This window comes from Providencia sp. PROV032 (assembly GCF_028484875.1).
GTDB lineage: Bacteria > Pseudomonadota > Gammaproteobacteria > Enterobacterales > Enterobacteriaceae > Providencia > Providencia rettgeri_E.
The window spans coordinates 22,158-45,743 of record NZ_JAMPSX010000004.1 but is presented as its reverse complement, the minus strand read 5'-3'; the positions used below and the strand labels follow the sequence as shown (position 1 = coordinate 45,743).

21 protein-coding genes are annotated in these 23,586 nt (G+C 42.0%); 4 read left to right on the top strand and 17 right to left on the bottom strand.

Annotation, left to right across the window (positions count from 1 at the left end):
* The first annotated feature begins 256 nt into the window (after window positions 1-256).
* A complete protein-coding gene (locus PSF42_RS03280; protein ID WP_185746901.1) occupies window positions 257-751 on the top strand; it encodes a GNAT family N-acetyltransferase in 495 nt (164 codons plus the stop codon).
* 47 nt (window positions 752-798) lie between these two features.
* Here PSF42_RS03280 and PSF42_RS03275 read toward each other — a convergent pair whose 3' ends face one another.
* From PSF42_RS03275 to PSF42_RS03205, 14 genes are all read right to left on the bottom strand, one after another.
* A complete protein-coding gene (locus PSF42_RS03275; protein WP_125891881.1) occupies window positions 799-1,167 on the bottom strand; it encodes a helix-turn-helix domain-containing protein in 369 nt (122 codons plus the stop codon).
* A gap of 2 nt (window positions 1,168-1,169) precedes the next feature.
* The gene (locus tag PSF42_RS03270; protein ID WP_125891880.1) at window positions 1,170-1,475 is read right to left on the bottom strand and encodes a type II toxin-antitoxin system HigB family toxin; all 306 of its coding nucleotides are present in this window, start codon (window positions 1,473-1,475) and stop codon (window positions 1,170-1,172) included.
* Between the two features lie 135 nt (window positions 1,476-1,610).
* Complete coding sequence (deoD, locus tag PSF42_RS03265) at window positions 1,611-2,327, bottom strand: purine-nucleoside phosphorylase (protein ID WP_004914779.1); 717 nt, start codon at window positions 2,325-2,327, stop codon at window positions 1,611-1,613.
* A 244-nt stretch (window positions 2,328-2,571) separates the two neighbouring features.
* Window positions 2,572-3,795, bottom strand: coding sequence for a phosphopentomutase (deoB, locus tag PSF42_RS03260; RefSeq protein WP_004905728.1), 1,224 nt, complete (start codon window positions 3,793-3,795; stop codon window positions 2,572-2,574).
* A gap of 53 nt (window positions 3,796-3,848) precedes the next feature.
* Window positions 3,849-5,171, bottom strand: a complete 1,323-nt coding sequence (gene deoA / locus PSF42_RS03255; RefSeq protein WP_125891879.1) for a thymidine phosphorylase — start codon at window positions 5,169-5,171, stop codon at window positions 3,849-3,851.
* A 48-nt stretch (window positions 5,172-5,219) separates the two neighbouring features.
* On the bottom strand, window positions 5,220-5,999 hold the full coding sequence (gene deoC, locus PSF42_RS03250; protein ID WP_094962728.1) for a deoxyribose-phosphate aldolase: 780 nt from the start codon (window positions 5,997-5,999) through the stop codon (window positions 5,220-5,222).
* 493 nt (window positions 6,000-6,492) lie between these two features.
* Complete coding sequence (locus PSF42_RS03245) at window positions 6,493-7,776, bottom strand: NupC/NupG family nucleoside CNT transporter (protein WP_185746900.1); 1,284 nt, start codon at window positions 7,774-7,776, stop codon at window positions 6,493-6,495.
* A gap of 305 nt (window positions 7,777-8,081) precedes the next feature.
* Complete coding sequence (locus tag PSF42_RS03240; protein ID WP_248467632.1) at window positions 8,082-8,867, bottom strand: TatD family hydrolase; 786 nt, start codon at window positions 8,865-8,867, stop codon at window positions 8,082-8,084.
* Window positions 8,860-9,957, bottom strand: coding sequence for a patatin-like phospholipase family protein (locus PSF42_RS03235; protein ID WP_248467630.1), 1,098 nt, complete (start codon window positions 9,955-9,957; stop codon window positions 8,860-8,862). The genes PSF42_RS03240 and PSF42_RS03235 overlap by 8 nt, the downstream gene beginning before the upstream one ends.
* Before the next feature lie 141 nt (window positions 9,958-10,098).
* Window positions 10,099-10,509 carry a BON domain-containing protein gene (locus tag PSF42_RS03230; RefSeq protein WP_125891874.1) on the bottom strand — a complete coding sequence of 137 codons (411 nt, stop codon included), beginning with the start codon at window positions 10,507-10,509 and terminating at the stop codon, window positions 10,099-10,101.
* 194 nt (window positions 10,510-10,703) lie between these two features.
* The gene (gene prfC, locus PSF42_RS03225) at window positions 10,704-12,293 is read right to left on the bottom strand and encodes a peptide chain release factor 3 (protein ID WP_125891873.1); all 1,590 of its coding nucleotides are present in this window, start codon (window positions 12,291-12,293) and stop codon (window positions 10,704-10,706) included.
* Window positions 12,294-12,731: 438 nt separating this feature from the next.
* Window positions 12,732-13,646, bottom strand: coding sequence for a nucleotidyl transferase AbiEii/AbiGii toxin family protein (locus PSF42_RS03215; protein WP_213912995.1), 915 nt, complete (start codon window positions 13,644-13,646; stop codon window positions 12,732-12,734).
* Between the two features lie 8 nt (window positions 13,647-13,654).
* The gene (locus PSF42_RS03210) at window positions 13,655-14,491 is read right to left on the bottom strand and encodes a type IV toxin-antitoxin system AbiEi family antitoxin (protein ID WP_125891871.1); all 837 of its coding nucleotides are present in this window, start codon (window positions 14,489-14,491) and stop codon (window positions 13,655-13,657) included.
* 501 nt (window positions 14,492-14,992) lie between these two features.
* Window positions 14,993-16,057: a tartrate dehydrogenase gene (locus PSF42_RS03205; protein WP_272679440.1), complete on the bottom strand. Its 1,065-nt coding sequence runs from the start codon at window positions 16,055-16,057 to the stop codon at window positions 14,993-14,995.
* Between the two features lie 102 nt (window positions 16,058-16,159).
* Here PSF42_RS03205 and PSF42_RS03200 point away from each other — a divergent pair, with 102 nt between their 5' ends.
* Together PSF42_RS03200 and PSF42_RS03195 are read left to right on the top strand one after the other, a co-directional pair.
* Window positions 16,160-17,074 carry a LysR substrate-binding domain-containing protein gene (locus PSF42_RS03200; RefSeq protein WP_272679439.1) on the top strand — a complete coding sequence of 305 codons (915 nt, stop codon included), beginning with the start codon at window positions 16,160-16,162 and terminating at the stop codon, window positions 17,072-17,074.
* A 34-nt stretch (window positions 17,075-17,108) separates the two neighbouring features.
* Window positions 17,109-18,020 (top strand): helix-turn-helix domain-containing protein, encoded by a 912-nt coding sequence (locus tag PSF42_RS03195; RefSeq protein ID WP_125891868.1) that lies wholly within the window; start codon window positions 17,109-17,111, stop codon window positions 18,018-18,020.
* Window positions 18,021-18,065: 45 nt separating this feature from the next.
* On the opposite strand, the gene PSF42_RS03190 is transcribed toward PSF42_RS03195, so the two are convergent.
* The 3 genes from PSF42_RS03190 to PSF42_RS03180 are packed head-to-tail and all read right to left on the bottom strand — an operon-like array spanning window position 18,066 to window position 21,648.
* Window positions 18,066-19,019 (bottom strand): PDR/VanB family oxidoreductase, encoded by a 954-nt coding sequence (locus PSF42_RS03190; protein WP_272679438.1) that lies wholly within the window; start codon window positions 19,017-19,019, stop codon window positions 18,066-18,068.
* Between the two features lie 16 nt (window positions 19,020-19,035).
* Window positions 19,036-20,484, bottom strand: coding sequence for an NAD-dependent succinate-semialdehyde dehydrogenase (locus tag PSF42_RS03185; RefSeq protein ID WP_272679437.1), 1,449 nt, complete (start codon window positions 20,482-20,484; stop codon window positions 19,036-19,038).
* Window positions 20,485-20,520: 36 nt separating this feature from the next.
* Entirely contained in the window at window positions 20,521-21,648 is a 1,128-nt protein-coding gene (locus PSF42_RS03180; protein WP_213912999.1) for an aromatic ring-hydroxylating oxygenase subunit alpha, read from the bottom strand.
* A gap of 320 nt (window positions 21,649-21,968) precedes the next feature.
* Here PSF42_RS03180 and PSF42_RS03175 point away from each other — a divergent pair, with 320 nt between their 5' ends.
* A complete protein-coding gene (locus PSF42_RS03175) occupies window positions 21,969-23,528 on the top strand; it encodes a BCCT family transporter (RefSeq protein WP_213913000.1) in 1,560 nt (519 codons plus the stop codon).
* The last annotated feature ends 58 nt before the right edge of the window (window positions 23,529-23,586 follow it).

Sequence of the window (23,586 nt, the reverse complement as noted above, 5' to 3'; positions counted from 1 at the left end):
TTTAACCAATAAAAAATGCTAATTATAAACATTGAAAGTTAAATTCTAGAATACGCATTCAGACATACCCCTAAATTAATTTAAACTAAATTACTCATAATAGTATAAGCTTCTATTTATTTTTTATATCAAATAGCGATTGAAAAATACTCAATTTATTCCATCGTTTTTTATGTGATAACTCTTATTTCTCATTGACATAATATATTTTTAATGTGATTAATATATTCTAGAAACGACAATGATGAGTAAAGTAATGAACAATGTAACTATCCGCAGAGCAACGCTGGACGATGTGCCTGCAATCACCCAAATGCACGCTGACTATTCTGCGTATGCCAACACCTTACAATTGCCTTACCCAACAGAAAAAACATGGGAAGCTCGCCTTGGGGAAAATGATCCACTCGTCACTCAATTTGTTGCTACCATCAATAAGGACGTTGTGGGCTTACTTGTAATTAACCAACCAAGCCAAATACGCCGCCGCCATGTGGCTACCTTCGGTATTACCGTCAGTGAAGCTCATCAAGGTAAAGGTATTGGTTCCAAACTGATGCAAGTGATGGTGGATTACTGCGATAACTGGTTGAATGTACGCCGTATCGAGCTAGAAGTGTTTGCAGCAAATGGCAGTGGCGTTGGCCTATATGAAAAGTTTGGCTTTGAACTAGAAGGCCGTATGAGAGATTATGCATTTCGTGATGGGGAATACGTTGATGCGGTGGTGATGAGTAGGATCAAAAAATAGCGATAAAAAATGCCACACAATAGGTGGCATATCACTTTATTAATATTTTAAGGACATTCAACACCGACTAAACTACGTAATGGAATACCAAACTGGCAATGTAAACGTCGTATCATAGGTAACGTTAAATTACGTTTACCATTTAATATTTCATAAACCCGATTCACTTTACCTATTGCGGGCTCTAAGTCTTTTACTGTAAGACCTTGTTGTTCCATACGAAATTTAATCGCCTCGATTGGGTTTGGCGCTTCAATAGAGTAGTGCCTTTTTTCGTATTCTTCGATCAATAAGCACATCACCTCAAAATAATCCCCTTCAGGGGTATTTAATGCAGGCTCATTATCAAACATCGGTGAAACTGCCAATAAAGCCGCTTCATAGTCTTGTTCTGTTCTAATGGGTTTAATTTTCATGATCATGGCTCCAAATCCACCGTTTCTGCATCAACTCGATCATACTGTTCATGAGTTCCAATGAATTTAACGAATATCCACCCACGCTGATACGCAATAGCGACAATCAATCGATAACAATTCCCTTTTATATTAAATACCACTCGCTTATTTTTTAAAATACTAGCACTGCGGTACATTCCTTTGATATCTGAAGGGGTTTTCCATGTTGCTTTAATAGCTTCATCCAACCATGCCTTCAACGGTTGTTCTGACTCTGGATATTTTGACCAAAAGTCTTTCAGCGTTTTTATGGATATGATTTTCATGAGCTCAGCCTAGTCCCATTTTAGGACTAAGTCAATCATCAAGTCCCTATTTAGGACTCACTATTATTATAATTTTCTCATAAAAAATGCCACACAATAGGTGGCATTTTAGCGCATCATGAAAACATCTAACGACTATTTGTCGCCTAACAGTACGGAATCCAATGCAATTTCAATCATCTCATTGAACGTCGTTTGACGCTCTTCTGACGTCGTTTGTTCGCCAGTTTTGATATGGTCAGAAACGGTACAAATCGTTAATGCACGCGCACCAAACTCAGCCGCAACACCATAAATACCCGCTGCTTCCATTTCAACACCCAGAATGCCGTATTTTTCCATCACTTTGAACATATCAGGATCTGGTGAGTAGAATAGGTCTGCTGAGAACAGGTTACCCACACGAACATTCACGTTTCTTGCTTTTGCTGCTTCAACCGCATTATGGACTAAGTCATAGTCTGCAATCGCTGCAAAATCATTTTCTTTAAAACGTTGACGGTTAACACGTGAATCAGTACAAGCGCCCATACCAATCACAACATCACGCAATTTTACGTCATCCATCACTGCGCCACATGAACCAACACGAATAATCACTTTCACACCGAAGTCAGTGATCAGCTCTTTCGCGTAAATTGAGCATGAAGGGATACCCATACCGTGACCCATAACAGAAATCTTACGACCTTTATAAGTCCCTGTAAAACCTAACATGCCACGCACATTATTCACTTGGCGAACATCCTGAAGGAAAGTTTCAGCGATGTATTTTGCACGTAATGGGTCGCCTGGCATCAGAACGACATCAGCGAAATCACCCATTTCTGCATTAATATGTGGAGTTGCCATGATTATTTCCCTTTAAACGATTAAATATTTTTAAGTTAATAAGGTGGTTTCCCACCTTATTATTAAAAAAGTATGACGGCAAAGCCTTGCCCATTACTTTTAATTCCCCGCCATTACCCTAAATAATTTGAGTTGTAGCTAGGCGGCAAAGAAAATCATCCCTATGAGCATACATAAGTATGTGATTAGGGTGATTTTGTGCAGCCAACACCGCTACAGCTCAAAGTATGACGGGTAATGGGTGTTAGAGCATTGGTTTACCATAATCCATCGGCGACAAATCAAAATACTTAGCGACTGTTTGCCCAATGTCTGCGAAGGTTTCACGATGACCTAATGAACCGGGTTTCACTTTTGGACCATAGATCAATACTGGGATGTGCTCACGGGTATGGTCAGTACCTGGCCAAGTTGGGTCACAACCGTGGTCAGCCGTTAAAATTAGAATGTCGTCTTCTTTAACTAATTTCATCAGCTCAGGTAAACGGCGGTCGAATAATTCTAACGCCGCGGCATAGCCCGCTACATCACGGCGGTGGCCGTATGCAGAGTCAAAATCGACAAAGTTAGTGAAAACGATAGTGTTATCACCCGCCAGTTTCATTTCTTCAACTGTAGCGTCGAATAGGGCATCAATACCAGTCGCTTTGATTTTCTTAGTGATACCAACGTGAGCATAAATATCCGCAATTTTACCGATAGAAACGACTTCACCTTGTTTTTCATCAACTAATTTTTTCAATACCGTTGGTGCTGGTGGCTCTACCGCTAAGTCATGGCGGTTACCTGTACGTGTGAAGTTACCCGCTTTATCACCGACGAATGGGCGTGCGATAACACGACCAATGTTATAGCCGCCTTTAGTTAACTCTTCACGCGCAATTTCACACAACTCATACAGTTTATCTAAGCCGTAAGTTTCTTCGTGACACGCAATTTGGAATACGGAGTCTGCTGAGGTATAGAAAATCGGTTTCCCTGTTTTCATGTGCTCTTCACCCAGTTGGTCAAGGATAACTGTACCTGATGAATGGCAGTTACCTAAATAGCCCGGTAAGTTAGCTTTCTCAACTAAAGTGTCCAACAGTTCTTGTGGGAAGCTATTTTCTTCATCAGAGAAATAACCCCAATCGAATAGCACAGGCACACCCGCAATTTCCCAATGGCCTGATGGCGTATCTTTGCCCGAAGAAATTTCGCTCGCATAACCATATGCGCCAATAATTTCTGCATTAGGATCAAGACCCGCAGGGAATGAACCGCTTGATTCCTCTCCTGCTTTACCTAAACCTAATTTTGTTAAATTCGGTAAATGCAGAGGCCCTTTACGGCCAATATCCGCTTCGCCGCGTGCGCAAGCATCTGCGATGTGACCCAACGTATTTGAGCCCTCATCACCGAATTTATGTGCATCGTGTGCAGCTCCGATCCCAAAGGAATCCAAAACCATAATAAATGTGCGTTTCATATTTTTCTCCTGCGGTATTTTTAAATACGATATACCACTAAAATCTATTTGTATTATTCGCTGATTTGGCGATAAACCATAGGTGTCGCTTCAGGTGCCTTGTCGCCAATCACCATCGCTTCACGCACTTCTTTCGCCGCTTCTTCCCACGCTTTTTCGCTGTTTGCATGGATAATGGCCAGTGGCGTCTGAGTATCCACTTTGGCACCTAATGCAGCGATATCACTCAAACCAACGCTATAATCAATTGGATCTGTTGCTTTACGGCGACCACCACCTAAAGTGACGACAGACATTCCCAGCGCACGTGTATCCATTTGCGTGATAATACCGTCTTGTGGCGCATAAACAGCTTTGCTCAGCACCGCTGTTGGCAGATATTTGTTGTAGTTTTCAACAAAATCAACAGGCCCTTTTTGAGCGGCAACCATGCGACCAAACACTTCTGCCGCTTTACCATTATCCAACACTGCCTGTAATTTTTGGCGTGCTTCTTCACGGTTTGCAGCTAATGAAGCAGACACTAACATTTCTACGCATAATGCCATGGTAACTTCATAAAGACGTGGATTACGGTATTCACCCGTTAAGAATTGAACGGCTTCACGAACTTCAACTGCGTTACCTGCGCTGGATGCCAACACTTCGTTCATGTCAGTCAATAATGCGGTCGTTTTACAGCCTGCCCCATTGGCCACTTTAACAATAGACTCTGCTAGCTGTTCTGACTTCTCATACGTTGGCATAAATGCACCAGAGCCGACTTTAACGTCCATCACTAGAGCATCAAGGCCTTCAGCCAGTTTTTTACCTAAAATTGAAGCCGTAATTAGCGGAATTGAGTCCACTGTCGCAGTAATATCACGAGTTGCATAAAAACGTTTATCAGCAGGTGCCAATGAATTAGTTTGCCCAATAATTGCCACCCCGACATCTTTGATAATGTCACGAAAACGGGCATCATCTGGGAAGATATCGAAATTAGGGATCGCTTCAAGCTTATCTAATGTCCCACCGGTGTGGCCTAGACCACGGCCTGAGATCATCGGTACATAACCGCCACACGCTGCAACCATTGGACCAAGCATCAGTGAAGTCACATCACCCACGCCGCCCGTTGAATGTTTATCAACTAATGGGCCGTTGAGGTTGAGTGATTTCCAGTTCAGAACCGTTCCTGAATCACGCATTGCTAATGTCAATGCAACACGCTCAGGCATGGTCATATCATTAAAATAGATAGTCATTGCCAATGCAGCAATTTGACCTTCTGAAACTGAGTTATCACGAACTCCATTGATAAAGAAACGAATTTCTTCTTCACTTAATGGCTTACCATCGCGTTTTTTACGGATAATTTCTTGTGCCAGAAACACAATATGCTCCTTTAAAGTCGAATTTATCGGCTAACAATATTGCGAAAATTAATAGCTGCTGCTTGATTTTTTAACGTCAAAACCCAGCGTATTTAATAAATTGGCTAATAAGCTAGAAGCCCCAAAACGGAAGTGGCGGCTATCAGCCCAATTGTCACCTAAAATTCGTCCCGCTAATGCTAAGTATTCTGCGGCTTCTTCTGCGGTACGGACGCCACCAGCCGGTTTAAAACCGACTGTTTTTTCAACGCCCATATCACGGATGACTTGCATCATGATTTCTGCACTTTCTAAAGTTGCATTAACAGGCACTTTACCCGTAGAAGTTTTAATAAAATCAGCACCCGCTTTAATCGAAATTTCAGACGCTTTACGGATTAACGCTGCATCTTTTAACTCACCTGTTTCAATGATCACTTTCAACAACACATTAGCAGCTGCACAAGCGTCTTTACAGGCTTTCACTAAGTCAAAACCAATTTGCTCATTACCCGCAATCAGTGCGCGATAAGGGAAAACGACGTCAACTTCATCGGCACCGTAAGCAATCGCCGCTTTAGTTTCAGCTAATGCGATATCAATATCATCGTTACCGTGTGGGAAATTTGTGACCGTTGCAATACGCACATCTGGAGTGCCTTGTTCACGTAATGTTTTACGTGCAATTGGAATAAAACGAGGATAAATACAGATTGCAGCCGTATTGCCTGCTGGGCTTTTCGCCTGATGACATAATGCAATGACTTTCGCATCGGTATCGTCATCATTTAAAGTGGTTAAATCCATGAGGGACAGCGCGCGTTGTGCGGCCGCTTTTAAATCAGTCATATAACTCTCCAACGTTGTTATTTCTTCAGAACGACACGTTCTTTGTTGGCGAGCGGGCTTGGTTCCTTAAAGATGCTAGTCGGATGCTTTCCGAACTGAGCAGCTGAGATCCTTCTCACCGCATCATGCCCTAGAGTCCTAGACTCTGAGAACTAGCAGTTCCATAGCAGCTTACTAATACCTATTTGACCATGGAATGATGCCTTTTTATGTGCTACAAATCACATTAATCGACTGAATGTTACATTATTAAAATTAAAAATGTGATCCAATTCAAATTATAACATCAATTACCATCAATTCTTCTCTCAAATGGCTTTTCAATTCAATATATTCTTCATCATTAATCGACTAAGTTAAGAATAGTTGAAAATTTACGATTAATATAAAAAATCATAAAAGAATATAACGAATTAAAATGAAAACGGAAGGACTATTGCCCTTCCGATTGACTTATTTGAGATGGTATCAATTTAGCCATCAGACACATAAACTAAATGACTGCGGCTGCGCCTAACGTCAAGAAAAAGCCGGCAATGGTTGCACTCATTAAGTTAGACAGTGTACCCGCCATAACCGCTTTCATACCTAAACGAGCAACCTCACTACGACGACTTGGGGCCATTCCCCCTAAACCACCGAGTAAAATCGCGACGGATGATAAGTTAGCAAACCCACATAATGCGAACGAAATAATCGCTTTAGTATGGTCAGAAAGCACTTGTTTGCCTGCCGCCAGTACTTCAGCATCCGCTTTCATGTATTCACCAAAATTCATGAATGCAACAAACTCATTCACAACAATTTTTTGGCCGATAAAAGAACCCGCGACTGTCGCTTCACTCCACGGCACACCAATTAAGAAGGCAATCGGTGCAAACAACCAACCTAATAATAATTCAAGTGATAATTGTGGATAGTCAAACCAACCACCAATACCACCTAAGATACCATTGATCAATGCAATCAATGCGATAAATGCCAATAACATTGCACCCACATTCAGCGCTAGTTGCATCCCTGATGATGCACCAGAGGCTGCTGCATCAATGATGTTGGCAGGGCGCTCATCTTCAGCAACTAAATCGGTTGCATCAACCCGATCGTTCACATCTTCCGTTTCTGGAACCATCAGTTTAGCGAATAATAAACCACCTGGAGCGGCCATAAAGGAGGCGGCAATCAGGTATTCCATTGGCACGCCCATTTGCGCATAGCCCGCCAAAACTGATCCCGCAACAGAGGCTAAACCACCACACATGATGGCAAACAGCTCTGATGTGGTCATTGTTGCAATATAAGGGCGAACAACCAAAGGGGCCTCTGTTTGCCCTACGAAAATATTCGCTGTCGCAGATAAGGATTCGGTTCTTGAGGTTCCCAATACTTTTTGCAGGCCACCACCAAGAATTTTAATCACTAACTGCATAATGCCTAAATAATAAAGCACCGCAATTAATGAAGAGAAGAAAACGATAATAGGCAGAACACGGAAAGCGAAAATAAAACCACCGCCGCCAAACAGTTCAAACATTTTATCGGAAACAAGGCCACCGAAGATGAAATTCATCCCATCTTGGCCATATCCAATAACTTTAGAAACTGCATCAGACATCCCTTGGAGCACACTACGCCCCGCAGGAACATAAAGAACAAACGCGCCAATGGCTAGTTGTATTAAAAATGCACCACCCACTGTGCGTAGTTTAATAGCTCGGCGATTGCTGGAAAATAGAATAGCTATCCCGATAAGTACCGCCATTCCGATAATACTCATAATGAGCTGCATGGAAGGATCCCTGTTCACTTTATTTTAGGTTGATATATAAGGAAACGTGTAAGTCACCTTGATTTTTGATCTTATGATTATACCTAGTCATCACCAATAACCCGCAATACTCATCACAAATACTGAGTGCAATAAACAACAAAAATTCACACAATGTGATAAAAGTCACAAAATTAACTCGGTTTAATCTGGAAAGGGACTAAAGACCCAATTCATCACAATAAAAACTAAATAGATTTAAATAGCTAATTTGCGAAATTATATAAATATAATTTATGAATTGGCATGCAGTTTTATTTGGTGAGATTAAATAACGACAAGCTATTGTTGTAAAGTTGTTGGGCTATTTCTTCAGGGGATTCGTGGCGAAGCTCACATAATGAACGAAAAACCCACTCAATACGTTCAGGCCGATTTGGCTCGCCTTGGAAACCTGAAACAGGCATATCGGGGGCATCCGTTTCGAATAATAATGAAGCCAAAGGAAGTTGGGATATCACATGGCGAGTTTTATTCGCTCTTTCATAAGTAATGGTTCCCCCCACACCAATATAATAACCAAGTTTAACAAAGGCTTGTGCTTGAGATAGGCTGCCAGCAAAGCCATGTACGACGCCACGAGCAGGGACCTCAAAACGACGTAGCATTGCAGCTAATGGGTCATGGCTTTTTCGTGAATGTAAAATAACCGGTAAATCAAACTGTTTCGCTAACTTTAATTGTGCAGACAACACCTCTTGCTGGCGTTCAAATTGCGGGTTTTGCATATAGAGATCAAGCCCAATTTCGCCTATCGCCACACATTTTTTATTTTTTTTAGTTAGATAATCAGTCAATATATCAATATGTTGCTCTTGAAACTGACTTAAATATAATGGGTGAAACCCCATAGCAGCATGGAGCTGCGGGTACTGCTGTGCCAATTGCCAAACCCGCTCAAAATTATCCACACTCACTGTCGGAATGACAATATCGCTCACGCCACTTTGCTGGGCAAGCTGCAAACTTTCAGTCAAAGAGTCACTAAAAGGTGGGAAATCAAAATGGCAATGAGTATCAATAAATTGACATTTAGCCATCACGAGTCTCATTTGCTGGTATCGCTGCCAAAGGCACTGAAGTGACAGGCTCAGTCACCAATTCAGGAATGAGTTCGCTCGGTACTTGAGGCTCAAGCTGAATGTCTAATGGGTTCGACTCAATTTTCTGAGCCAAGGTATGTCTAAAGCGATTTGTATTGTGGTCAAATGCACCACCCAGTGCTGCAATAAAATAGCGGCCACACCGACGGCCCGTATGGTAATCTTGATTAAGCGAAGATACTTTACTACCCAGCGCACTACTTTTCAGTGGAACAGGTGGATAAATCTCAAAGACCTGTACATCTTCTGGTGGGTTTTCAATAAATTCTTGTGTTCTACGGTAACTTTTCAGATGAACTTTAAGCATGGCAGCCATACGTTGTAAGCCATTCTTTTCCCCTTCCAGCCACCGAGTCATTCTTTTCACCCATTCAGGGGTAAAATACATTTGGGAAGGAACGGTACGGATCACCACAATAGTCTCAGCACCGCGGCGGTATGCCTCTTCAACTGGGATCGCAGCACTAATACCGCCATCCTGATATAAAGTGCCATCGAGATCAACGCCTTCCCGATAAAAACCGGGAATAGCGCTGGACGCACGAATGATATCCAACCAAGTGTCGGCATCAGGCTGTAAGAAGGCCGCAGAAAAATCATCACTGCGGCTTGCTCCCATATAGAATTCACGGCCTGAATCTAATAAATCGAGCCCTGCTTGTATACGTAATGGAAATTCTTTTGCAGTGGTTTCGACTAGCCAATCTAAATCAATCAGATGGCCACCTCGAATAAAGCGTAAGGGATTAAAAAATGCTGAATTGGTTGTATAGCGAGTGATCACGCGACGTGCATAGCCCGCTTGCCCACAAATATACGCAGAAAGGTTCTGGGCGCCAGCAGAAGTACCAATCATCAGATCAAAAGGATTGAAATCAGAAATAAGAAACTCATCCAGTACACCGGCAGTAAAAATCCCTCGTTGACCGCCTCCTTCACATATCAGAGCCGTTTTTCCCGAGTTGATATTATCAAAGAATGCAAGCGGCTCAATCGTGCCGAGTGTAACTGAAACGTGTTTTCCCATAATGCCTCTGAATAACAGAAGTTCTCTTAATTCACTTTAAATAGCTCAAAAGCAGAATGAGCCTCCCCTAGAAAGCCCATTCTATCGACATTGTACAATAAATACTCAGCAATACGAGCTATTGAGACATTTATTTACTGCTTAGTTAGAAATCACTAAACCATTTTGTACCGATTTGACCCCATTAACTTGCGATGCCACTTGGGTAATTTTATCCATTTGATCGGCTGATTTAACAAAACCTGATAAGTAAACAACACCATTGACGGTTTTTACTGATACACTGTTACTCGAAATACCTTTCGTACCCAGTAATTTTCCTTTTACATCCGCCGTAATCGCAGAGTCATCAATATAATCACCGGTGTTTTTAGCACCACTCGAAATAGCATTTCCAGTATCTTTACCAGCCATTTCAACGGTCTTAGATGCACTGTCCCAGGTTTCTGAGGCTTGTTTTTTCAAAGCGCTATCTGATGATGAGCTACAAGCCGCAAGCGCCCAGCTCAACCCAATAACTCCTAACAAACTCAATAGTTTTGCATTTTTCATAAAAACCTTCCTTTCACTGCAATAGACAACGAATAATATAGCCTAAGTAAAAAAACATAAAAAATAAAGAGAAAGGTAATAAACACAGAATATTCTTGATGAGAAGCACCAAAAAATAGGGAAAGTAACTTTAAATGAAGTTCGAAATAAGATGACCCACTACTAACCCTGTTAGCCGTGGGTCATAAACACAATTAGTGTTCGCGTGTTTTGCGGAATTTAACGTCAGGGTAGCGTTCACTGGTGAGGTTAAGGTTCACCATTGTAGGTGCGATATAAGATAAGTTATCGCCACCATCGAGGGCTAAGTTTTGCTCATTTTTACGCTTAAACTCTTCAAATTTCTTCGCATCATCACACTCAACCCAACGCGCAGTAGAAACGTTAACAGCTTCATAGATAGCTTCAACGTTATATTCGCTTTTCAAACGCGAAACGACCACGTCAAACTGCAGCACCCCTACCGCACCAACAATTAAGTCATTGTTAGTTAAAGGACGGAAAACCTGTACCGCCCCCTCTTCAGATAACTGAACGAGGCCTTTTAGCAGTTGTTTTTGTTTTAGCGGGTCACGTAAACGAATACGACGGAACAATTCAGGGGCAAAGTTTGGAATACCCGTAAATTTGAGTTCTTCACCTTGTGTGAAGGTATCACCGATTTGGATAGTGCCATGGTTGTGCAACCCAATGATATCCCCTGCATAGGCATTTTCGACCTGAGAACGATCGCCCGCCATAAAGGTTAACGCATCGGAAATTACCACGTCTTTTTTGATACGGACTTGACGCAGTTTCATACCTTTCTCATAAGTACCTGAAACAATACGCATAAACGCAACACGGTCACGGTGTTTCGGGTCCATATTGGCTTGAATTTTAAACACGAAGCCAGTGAATTTTTCTTCTGTCGCATTAACTTGGCGCAAATCTGTTTGGCGTGGTTGCGGCTGCGGAGCCCACTCCACTAAACCATCTAGCATATGGTCAACACCAAAGTTACCTAACGCGGTTCCGAAAAAGACTGGGGTTAATTCCCCCTGCAAGAAGGCCTCATGGTCAAATTCATGGGATGCCCCTTTAACCAATTCCAGCTCATCACGTAACTGCGCAGCGAGTTCATCGCCTACCGCTGCATCGAGATCTGGGTTATTTAGCCCTTTAATAATACGGATTTCTTGAATTGTATGCCCTTGACCTGTTTGGTATAGGATCGTTTCATCACGTAATAAATGATAAACACCTTTGAATAACTTACCACAACCGATAGGCCATGTGATTGGACAACAAGCAATTTTTAGCTCATTTTCCACTTCATCCATTAACTCCATTGGATCACGAATATCACGGTCCAACTTATTCATGAAGGTTAAGATTGGAGTGTCACGTAGGCGGGTAACTTCCATCAGTTTACGTGTCCGGTCCTCAACCCCTTTACCCGAGTCAATCACCATCAAGCAGCAGTCAACTGCCGTTAATGTACGGTAAGTATCTTCAGAGAAGTCTTCGTGACCTGGGGTATCCAGTAAGTTAACAAGACAATCATTATAAGGAAACTGCATGACAGAGGTGGTAATCGAAATACCACGCTGCTTTTCCATTTCCATCCAGTCAGATTTAGCGTGTTGATTAGAGCCACGGCCTTTTACCGTACCTGCACGTTGAATAGCGTGCCCAAACAATAACACTTTTTCGGTTATTGTGGTTTTACCCGCATCGGGGTGGGATATGATAGCAAACGTTCTGCGTGTGCTAACTTCATGGAGAAAGTTCTGATCTGTCATTTAACCGTTCTTTTCGTTTATATACAGATTTGTATAAGCATTCGAAGAGGCTCAATGTGGCTCTTGGCGTCGCAAATCCGTCTTGTTAATCAAAATTGGCGGTTATTTTCGCAGATCTTGGGGGTATTAACAATCAAAGGCTATCTAATCTGTTACCATTTACTCTCAGTGTGCGCCAATACTCAGTTGTAGCTGTTTGTAATCATTGCTTCTTCAGCCCATAAACAACTGTCTCTAAACCACAAATTCCTTCGCTACCAAAAATCGATGATAGCTTGTCGTACTACGCCAATAATGCTGCAATTGCCGTTGTTCGGTATTGCATGGTGTAACGAGACCTAGTCGATTTACCAGAGCAAATCTGGCTGATTAGCTGCTGTATGATACCAATGTGACGAACCAACAACTCAAAGCAGCAAAACATCTATTTTTTAGAAATCACATACTGAGAACATCTTTCAGCTTTTCTAAGGCTTGTGTATGTTTGTCATTCGGCATTTTTGCTAAATTGATTTGTTTCCATTTGATGGCAGGAAGCTCACAGACTCCATTCAGGCCGAGTAAAGACCAGTCAGGCTCTCGATTTTTAAAGGATAGCAAAAAAGCCTTTTCAACATCGGTCAGTCCTTGGTGAATGAGGTCTACTAGGCGTCCCCTTACGGCTTCCAGTTCCACCAACGGGACATCCGTCTCGGCCATGTTAGTAAACTCACCTTCATAGGTGGCAGTAATATCCTTAAATTGCGGACTGAGCAATTCTGCCATTGGCCGATTATGGCTTGATAAATAAACGAGTAATGCTTTACGAATTTCATCCGTTAGCCCTTCATTCTCCAAAAGCAACTTCACATCAAATAAGTCTCTTGGATGCTGTCTATCCAATGCTGCACATATCTTTCCAGCATAAAGATCAGCTAAATCAATAACAGGCATTTCAACATAACCAAATTCGTCTTCTACGACTGCGCAAACTTCCATCAGCTTTGGTTCATAAACAGTACCGCGCAATACAGGTGATAACTCGACTTTGATTTGCACACCGTTGCGAGCAATGATCAACCTTAGAGCATCGCGTTTTGACCGATAAGCTTCCGTTAGCTCGACATCTTTAAATGTTATTTTTAAATCCACGCTAATAGCATCAAGTGCATCACAGATTTCCTGCAAGGCATCATCACGGCTCTTCATTGGCAGATACACCAAATCAATATCGACCGATAAACGAGGAAAGTCTCTGACAAATAAATTGATTGCTGTACCACCTTTGAGCGCAAAGCATTCCTGTTTGGCAACGAAAGGCAATACCTGTATCAAAAGCTGTACTTGCTTGTAATAAATACTGTTTCTATCCATCGCTGAACTTATCCTTTACTTGCCAGCACCATATGCTGGGGTACTGTTATTAGATACTCTGTATCCAATTTTCCACCTTTAGCAACAACACGCTTACCTGAGCCTAAATCGTAATTTTCTACATTTAACTTATCAAACCAAGGATAAGCTTGGCGTTTTGCGAGCCAAAAGAACAATCGTTTGGCCTTTACGCTTTTACACGCTTTTAAGAGCGAATCTAGTTTTCTTGGAGATAAATTCACCAACCCCTGCATTAGCTCATCGGCATGTTCAAATGACACACTTTCAGGCAAATCCACCAACACTTCCAATATGGCTTTTTCAGGACATGAAAAATATACAGGTGGTAATTGCTCTCCCCATTCATGCTCTTTAACAAATGCTCTATCTTTGAATAAGCTCTCAGGCCAAAGTTTACTTGTACTATGTCCTTCGAACTTAATTGGCAATGACAGCCTCTCAAGCCAGGAAGGCAGCTTTCCCGTTGCATATAAATGAATATGAGGGGTACTTCCTAATGACAAATATTGCGACAAACCAGATATGGAAAGCGCTGACAACCCACCGACTACGACAGGCGGAAGTTGTTCATCTGCACTTTTGTTCATCATACGCTGCATAGAAGCGACTACGCCTTCCCAAGTGACTGTTCGAGAATACTGGCTGTAAACACCTATAGCTAGCGGCAATAACGTATCGGTTTTGACAGCGTTATCCAACGCATGAGCACTCAAGCCCTGCTCTGCAAGCCATTTTTTTGTCGCTAACATACCATAAGGTAAAAGAGTTTTAAGAGACTGCTTATAAGACTCTTTCACCGTTTCGCGCTGGGAATGACTAACCATTTTTAAACACCAAACCTTTTTCTAGTTTACCTCTTTGCTATTTCGCGGCGAATATCGCCGTAAAACCTAGCCTTAATAAACTATCACAACAAGGCGTGGTTTACTATTCTTTCTATTCACGGCGAATATCGCCGTATTATTTCGAACTTTTAAACCCAATCTACCGAACCTTAGAAAACTTACTTTGCCCAGTCCGCGAGTAATATCTGCAATGTTTTGGTGTGTTTGCTTTGTACAGTTACTAGATCAAGTAATAAAAGAACAAGTCCCATCCGAAGATGGAAGTTTTTAGCTCAAACCTATGAATAACAAGGGATATAAGACGGTTTATGTCATGGGATTTCGCCAGAAGCCCCTAAAACGGAATTTGTACTCAAGTTTGTACACACTTTCCGAAATCACGCTTGAACATCATTGAAAAGCAAAGCATCGAGGAACAGGCAAAACAGTCCCCCGATGGCTCACGAAATTGACTCAATAAACAGCGTCTTTATGCATCAACTAAGCACTGACCAAACGGGCTATTTCATCCCCCAACGCCTGCGTACTGGCATTGCCGCCCATATCACGAGTCAAATGTTGACGTTGTTTAATCGCGGTTTCTACCGCAGACATAATCGAATCATGCATCTCAGGGCACCCCAAGTGCTGCATCATCATCGCTGCCGCCCAAATCGTGCCAATCGGGTTGGCAATATTTTGCCCTGCGATATCCGGTGCTGACCCGTGAACCGGCTCAAACATCGATGGAAATTGCTTTTCTGGGTTAATATTGGCTGATGGCGCAATCGCAATCGTTCCTGTACAAGCAGGCCCTAAATCAGACAAAATATCGCCAAACAGGTTTGACCCGACAATCACATCGTAGAACTCTGGCATTCTCACTAAATTGGCTGCAAAGATATCAATATGGAATTGGTCAACTTTGATATCTGGGTATTGCTTCGCCATTTCGGCTACGCGGCTATCCCAATAAGGCATTGAATGAAATAGTCCATTTGATTTCGTCGCTGAACTTAAATGTTTTTTCTCACGCGACTGTGCCAAATCAAAAGCATATTTTAAAATACGGTCGGTTCCCTTACGGGTAAAAATACTTTGTTGCAGCACCATTTCTTCATCAGTGCCTTCGTACTGAATACCGCCAATCGCCGAATATTCCCCTTCTACGTTTTCACGCACCACATAAAAATCAATATCTCCCGGTTTTTTATCTGCTAACGGACACTTAATGCCATCAAACAAACGGACAGGGCGCAGATTTACATATTGGTTAAAAGCGCGGCGGATAGGTAATAACAGCCCCCATAATGAAATATGATCAGGAACACCCGGGAACCCTACTGCGCCTAAGAAAATCGCATCAAATTTTTTCAATTGTTCTAAGCCATCTTCAGGCATCATACGCCCCGTGCGGTGATAGGTTTCGCACGACCAATCAAAATGGGTAAACTGCAATTTTATCCCGTGCTTATTTGCCGCTGCTTCTAATACTTTTAACCCTTCAGGGATCACTTCGGTACCAATACCATCACCAGGAATAACCGCTATGTTAAATTGTGACATTGTGAAAACCTCTGATAAATGAATTATGTCTGTTTGTTCTCCAGTTTAGGGGTTGCTGTGATAAAGTATAGATATGAAGTGTAATCCTTAGGTTTACAAACTATGAACAAACTTCCTTCGTTAGAGGATATCCGCGTTTTTGTCACGGTTGCCCGTTTGATGAGTTTCTCTCAAGCCGCTTCACAGCTGTTGGTATCCCCAGCTTATGTTTCTAAACGCATTAAGTTGCTAGAAGAAAATTTAGGACAAACTTTATTTTTTAGAACCGCTCGCGCAATTAAGCTCACTCATGAAGGGCAAATTATTTTACGTAGCAGTGAAGTGATGCTAACTGAGTTGGAACAGATGCAACAGCAACTCAACGCCTGTCGCGAAGAGATCCGCGGCTCTCTGCGTATCAGCTGCAGCACAGGGTTTGGCAGTGCTTATATTAACCCGTTTATACTGACATTGCGGGGAAACTACCCTTTATTAGGCATTGACCTCACTTTAACCGATAAGTCTGTCGATATTATTAGTGAAAACATTGATGTTGATATCTGTATTGGCGGTACGATAGCCGAACAGTTTATCGCTAGGCGGATAGCACAAAACCAACGTATCCTGTGCGCTTCACCGAGCTACTTAGCAACACACGGCTACCCAAAATATCCACAAGAACTGGAACAAAAGCACTTTTGTATTGCGATTAAAGAACGTAATCAAGCCCCCGCGGTATGGAAGGTTGAACACCAGCAAGAAAGTATGACGGTCACCCCCAATAGTAAATTAACCGTCAATAATGGTGAAGTCGCCAAGCAGTGGTGCTTAAGTGGCGAAGGTATCTTATTGCGCTCCCAATGGAGTGTGCTGCCTGAGTTGCAGTCTGGCCAATTAGTGCGAGTATTACCGCAATGGCATCAAACCGCGGATGTTTATGCTGTATATTCGAGAAGTCTCCGAACGAGTGCTAATCTTAGAGTCTTTATCGAAAATCTAGAGCAATACCTTGCGACTCACTTATCACATGGCTTTTAGTTAACTCCATAAGTTATAAGGTAAACATGAATTGATGGCAGAAACAGAGACAGAAACATTCAAAGAACGTTTGTTGAAATTGCTAAAACAGAAAAAAATGAGTCAATTAAAGGCAGCTGAAGCCCTTGGTGTTTCCCGAACGGCAGTCAACAAGTGGACGAAAGGCGGCATGATTGATGAAGATAATCTTGAAAAGCTCGCCACGTTATTGGATGTCGACAAGATATGGTTGAAATACGGTGAATATACCAATAACCAAATCACTGTTAGCCATTCAGGCGTCATGCGCAATATCAATGAAGTCCATCTTCAAGAATCCGCAGACATCGTGACCTGGGAGTGGGACTTATTAACGGGGGAATTGAACTACTCCGATAACGTTGAGGCCGTATATGGCATCAAAATCACCAGTAATGAAGATTTCTGGGCCTTAATGAGCCATGACTCCAAGGAAAAGTTGGTTAATGGATATTCCAAAATTATCCGTGAAGGGGGTGCCCATGAAATGGATTTTAAAATTAACTGGGAAGGCGATTACCGTTGGATCACATCCCGGGCCACAGGAGTCAAAGGCCCTAATGGCAAAGTGACAAAACTGGTTGGGATCAGCTTAGACAACACGGAACGTAAAAATACTGAACTGCGCCTGCGTAAAATAAAATGCTATTTTGATGTTTTATTATCTCATTTCAATCACTTAGTCGTATTCACAGATAAAGCAGGCGAAATATTAGCCAGCAACTTACACAATCAATCGACAGAAATAGATTACCTTGAACTACAACGTTTATTATATCAATTAGTGATCAACCATAAGCCATGGTTAGATGAAGTCTTTCGGACTGGGCGGGGGCAAATCGTATTTCAAGACAAGCAAATTACCGCTTATCAACACTTGAATGATGAAAAACAGCCTTTTTTAATGTTTGAATTAAACGATATTTAAAACAGGTATTCTGCCCCACTTGTGGTCTAAGCGGGGCAAATTTAATTATAAATCAAGGACTAACCGTTTAGATTTAGCTCGCGAAACACACAACATCATGGTTTTTTGCTCAGCTTTTTCATCATCATCGAGGTAGTGGTCACGATGATCAGCCTCTCCCTCAAGTATTGCCGTTTCGCAGGTTCCACAAACCCCATTACGGCATAAACATTCCACGTTAATGCGCTTATCTGCTTCGATTACCTGCAAAATAGACTCATCTTTACCGATTTCCAAACTAAAGCCTGAACGTTGAAAATAGACCTCAAATGAATCCCCTTCGCTGGCAACTTCGCCAAAATTTTCAAAATGAACCTGTGATTCACCAAGGTGCTGATGGCCCTTCTCAATCACCTCATTAATTAATGATTGGGGACCACATACATACAGATGGCTATTGCTCGCTTGTGCTTGAACCAGCTGTTCAACAGACATTCGTTGCCCTTGGCTGCCGTCATAGAGAAATAAACGCGAACCAATACGCTGTTGCAAATGTTCAAGAAATGCCGCTGTTGCACTATCACGAAAACAGTAATGGAGCTCAAAATCCATTCCATTTTCTTCTAATTCATAGAGATAAGAGAGAAAAGGCGTGATCCCAATCCCGCCAGCGATCAAAATATGCTTACATTGGTTATCCGGTGCCAACGAGAAAAAATTCTGCGCTGGGGACAGGTACAAACTATCCCCTGGCGATAGCTGCTCATGCATAAATGCAGAGCCGCCTTTCGAATTTTCATCACGCAATACAGAGATGCAATAACTGCCACACTGCTGTGGATCACTGATTAACGAATAAGCGCGTTGTAAACCAGTCTGCCCATCCATGTGAACGGTAACGTGGCTACCTGCACTAAAAGGCACAAAAGCACCATCTTGCGCGACGAATTCAAACATTTTAATATTTGGGCTAATTTGCTCAATTCGACTAATATTGACTGCAATTTTTTGTTGGTTCATCACAGTGCCTCTCTTATTATTCAATATCTAAACACAGATACTTAGTACTTAAATAATCCTCAATACCATATCGAGAGCCTTCTTTTCCTAAACCTGATTGCTTCACACCTCCAAAAGGAGCAACTTCATTAGAAATCAAGCCTGTATTGATACCGACCATGCCACTTTGTAGCTTTTCAGCTACACGATATACACGACCTACATCACGAGAAAAGAAATAAGCCGCTAAGCCATAAATCGTATTGTTGGCGCGAGTAATCACTTCATTTTCATCACTAAAACGAATCAATGTTGCAATAGGACCAAAAATTTCCTCATGAACAATCTTCATTGAGTCATCAACATCAACAAGGACTTTGGGATTAAAGAAATTGCCATACTCCGCCACTTCATTCCCTAAGGTTAATTGGCGAGCGCCTTTCGCTAATGCATCTTGCAATAACTCATTCATCCCATCGATAGCACGTGTTGTGATCATCGGCCCAATGTCGGTACTGGCATCAAGACCATTACCGACTTGCAATTTGGCGACTTCAGCAACGAACTTGGTCTGAAATTCATCGAAAACCGCATCTTGAACATAAAAACGGTTCACACAAACACAAGTTTGCCCACCATTACGAAATTTCGCTTGAACCGCACTCTTTACCGCTTTATCAATATCCGCATCATCAAAGACAATAAAAGGCGCGTTCCCCCCCAGTTCGAGTGAGGTTTTCTTAATTGTTGATGCGCACTGCTCGGACAATATTCGGCCAACTTGTGTTGAACCAGTAAACGAAAATTTACTGATAAGCGCATGTTTAGTTAGACGTTCTCCAAGAACACGAGAGTCCCCAGTAATGACGTTGAATATCCCAGCAGGAATACCGGCTTCATCCGCCAGCTGCGCTAATGCAAGCGCCGTAAAAGGCGTTTCTGTCGCGGGCTTGATAACAATACTACAACCCGCAGCCAGTGCTGGAGCCGCTTTACGGGTGATCATCGCTGCGGGAAAATTCCACGGGGTAATCGCACTACAAACACCAATGGGTTGCTTGATTGTCGAAAGGCGGTTACTACCCACTGTTTGAGGAATGGTTTCCCCATAAACACGTTTTCCCTCTTCCGCAAACCATTCAATAAATGACGCGGCATAACGAATTTCACCTTTTGCCTCATGCAGTGGCTTACCTTGTTCAAGAGTCATTAAACGCCCGAGATCGTCAACATGGGCTTCAATCAACTCAAACCAGCGGCGTAAAATAATAGAACGCGCTTTAGCAGTCAGCTTACTCCAACCTTCCATTGCAGAATGAGCATATTCAATCGCCTCATCCACTTGTGTGGCCGACAGGCTGGGGATCGTTCCCAGCACAGATTGATCAAAAGGATTAGTCACAGGGATTTTATTGTCTGAATCAACCCATTGCCCATTGATGTAACAGGACTGACGAAATAGTGCAGGGTGAGTTAAATGATGCATTTGTGACTTCTCCTTTTATTTTTATGGTTAACGTAATTACTCAGTGTGCGCGCCAGCGATGATTTTATGGAAATGCGCAACGCCATGTTCACTAATCCCACTGCGCTGCCTGTCAGCCATGATACGGCCTTGGCCTCGGTAACCACGCGATCTCAACCCTTTTTGTACACTTTCTACTAACCGTAAATCTTCTGGACGGAACACCGTGCGATACCATTCCACTAAGTTTTTCTGATATTCAGTCAACTCTTCATTGAGAAAATAAATATCATAGTGCTGCAAGGTTTCCCCTGCGCTCACAGGAAACTCATAAATGACCGTCATGAAATCGCCGCCTGGAGGCATATTGAACATGGTGCTAGGCCAAATCCAAAAACCAAAGAAACGCGGATCTAAAACAGATTCATCAAATTGATAGGAGGACTCGGAAGGTTTTGCCTTACCAATTTGAACAGTCCAATTATCCAATAATTGGTGTTCGTATACGTTGACATCCACAGAGCTTGCGAAGCTCACATGGTTGGTTGGGCAGTGATAGCATTCAATATAGTTATCAACGATAGTTTTCCAATTGGCTGGTGTATGGCTAACAAACCGAGCGGCCAATTTTAAGTCGCTAATTACTGCACAAGCTTCTTGCATTTTTTCCGCTAGACCTGGAAGTTGCTCTTCAATAGGTTGCGGTTCGCCTACGGTCATATTTACATAAATAAACCCTGCATGTTCAGTAACATGGAAGCTACTTAATGTCATTGCATCAGCTTCAAAATTGTTCACATTTTCACAATTAGTCGCATGTGCTAATTGGCCATCTAACTTGAATGCCCATGCATGGTAAGGACAAGTAATCACATTTTTGACTTTGCCACTTTCACCGCTAATTAACTGGTGTCCACGGTGTGGACATACATTATAAAAACCACGTAATACATCATCACGACCACGAACAATCACAAGGCTTTCGCCAATGAGCTCACGAGTGATATAGGAGTTTTTTTCTTTTACTTCACTGATATGCGCGACACAAACCCATGAGTTAGCGAATATTTTTTCTTTTTCATACTCAAAAATATCATTAGACGTGTAATAACGTGCAGGGATTGTCCATGCGTTATCAATATCAAGGTGATCATTAATCGAAATGACTTTAGCTGCATTGCTCATAATTGCCCTCACTTATGTAAACTTATAGTTAACATCTTTTTTGAGAATGTTAATGCAGATCCCATTAATGATCAAACGAAATATTGATAAAAATTCATTCAAAAACATTTAATGTATCTATAACAAGAAGTTACAGAAATAACAATTATCTCGGCTGTTAATAATTGGTTAATTACTTGTTGACTACACAATATTTGCATGGCTATTCTCTGTAAACCGAAAGTAGCAACCAACAAAAAAGTACCCTTAAAACACAACGAGTATTCCCTGCAAGCCAACTCTCATAAAACAAAAAATAAGTGAGCAACTGGAGAAGAGGTATGATGAATCACAAAAAATCCGTATTTTACGTGTCGCTAGCCTTTAGTCTGGCGTTAATCAGTTTTGGTGCATTTATTCCTGATAAACTGGAAGCATTTTCACATTCCGCCTTAAGTTTTATCTATAACAATCTAGGTTGGTTTATCCTAGGTTCCGTTTTTATCTTTTTCAGCTTCTGTATGTTTCTCGGTTTTTCCAAATTTGGTCACATACGCCTCGGCGATGACAATGACAAACCGGAATACAGCACGGTCACCTGGATTGCGATGTTATTCAGTGCCTCGATTGGGATTAGCTTGATGTTCTGGGGGGTCGCAGAGCCAGTTTCCTATTATATCAGCCCACCCGTTGGGCAAGGCTTAACAGAACAGTCAGCCAAAGCAGCGATGCAATATGTCTATCTGCACTGGGGGGTTTCCGCATGGGCATGTTATGCACTCGTCGGTGTGGCTTTAGCCTATTTCCAATTTAGAAAAAAGCTACCATCCTCACTCAGCTCGGTTTTTTATCCCTTAATCGGGGATCGGATTTACGGCTCTGTCGGGAAGTGGATCAATATATTGGTGATGTTATCTGTCGTCATTGGTATCGCCACATCATTAGGCTTCGGTACACTACAAGTTAACAGTGGTATGAATTACTTATGGGGACTGCCTATTAGTATTTATGTACAAGTTGGATTGATCGCAATAATTACCGTTGTTTATGTTGCTTCGACGATCTCTGGATTACAAGGGGCGATAAAGTACCTATCAAACTTAAATATCATACTTGCCCTAGGATTGATGGCATTTATATTTTTATCTGGCCCAACCCAAACTATCTTAAAAGTGTTATTCCAAGGTATTGGTGACTACGTCCAAAATTTTGTCAGTATGTCATTTCGCACTGAGCCCTATAATGACGGCACTTGGATTGCTAACTGGACACTGTTTTACTTTGGCTGGTGGATAGCATGGGCACCATTAGTGGGTAGCTTTGTAGCGCGTATATCAAAAGGAAGAACAATTAAAGAATTTATGATTGGCGCAGTGTTTATCCCTGTATTAAGTGCTTTTACTTGGTTTGCGGTAATGGGTGGATCAGCAATCCATATTATTCAAAATCTCGGCCAAACAGCACTAGCCGATGCTGTAAAAACGGATGTAACATCCGCATTATTTAAGTTCTTAGACTATTTCCCTGCATCAACATTTATTAGTGTCTTGGCGATTGTTTTGGTGCTGATTTTCTTTATCACATCAGCTAACTCAGCGGTATTTGTGCTGGGAATGGTCAGCGAAAATGGCAACCCAAATCCTTCTCATGTCACGAAAACCATTTGGGGAGTCATTATTGCGGCAATCGCGATTGTGCTAATTATGACTGGTGGATTATCCGGTTTGCAATCTGCACTCGTCGCCATGGCAGTACCACTATCCATCATGATGCTCATTATGTGTTATTCCACATATAAAGGGCTCAATGAAGAAGTTAATGCAGAAGCTGCGGAAAAAAAAGCGTTAAAAGATAATATCAAAATAATGAATAAACCTATTCTTCCTGAAATTGAAAAATAGTCGTCCATAAAAACACAAAACCCCAATATGTTATGACGCATATTGGGGTTTTAACTAT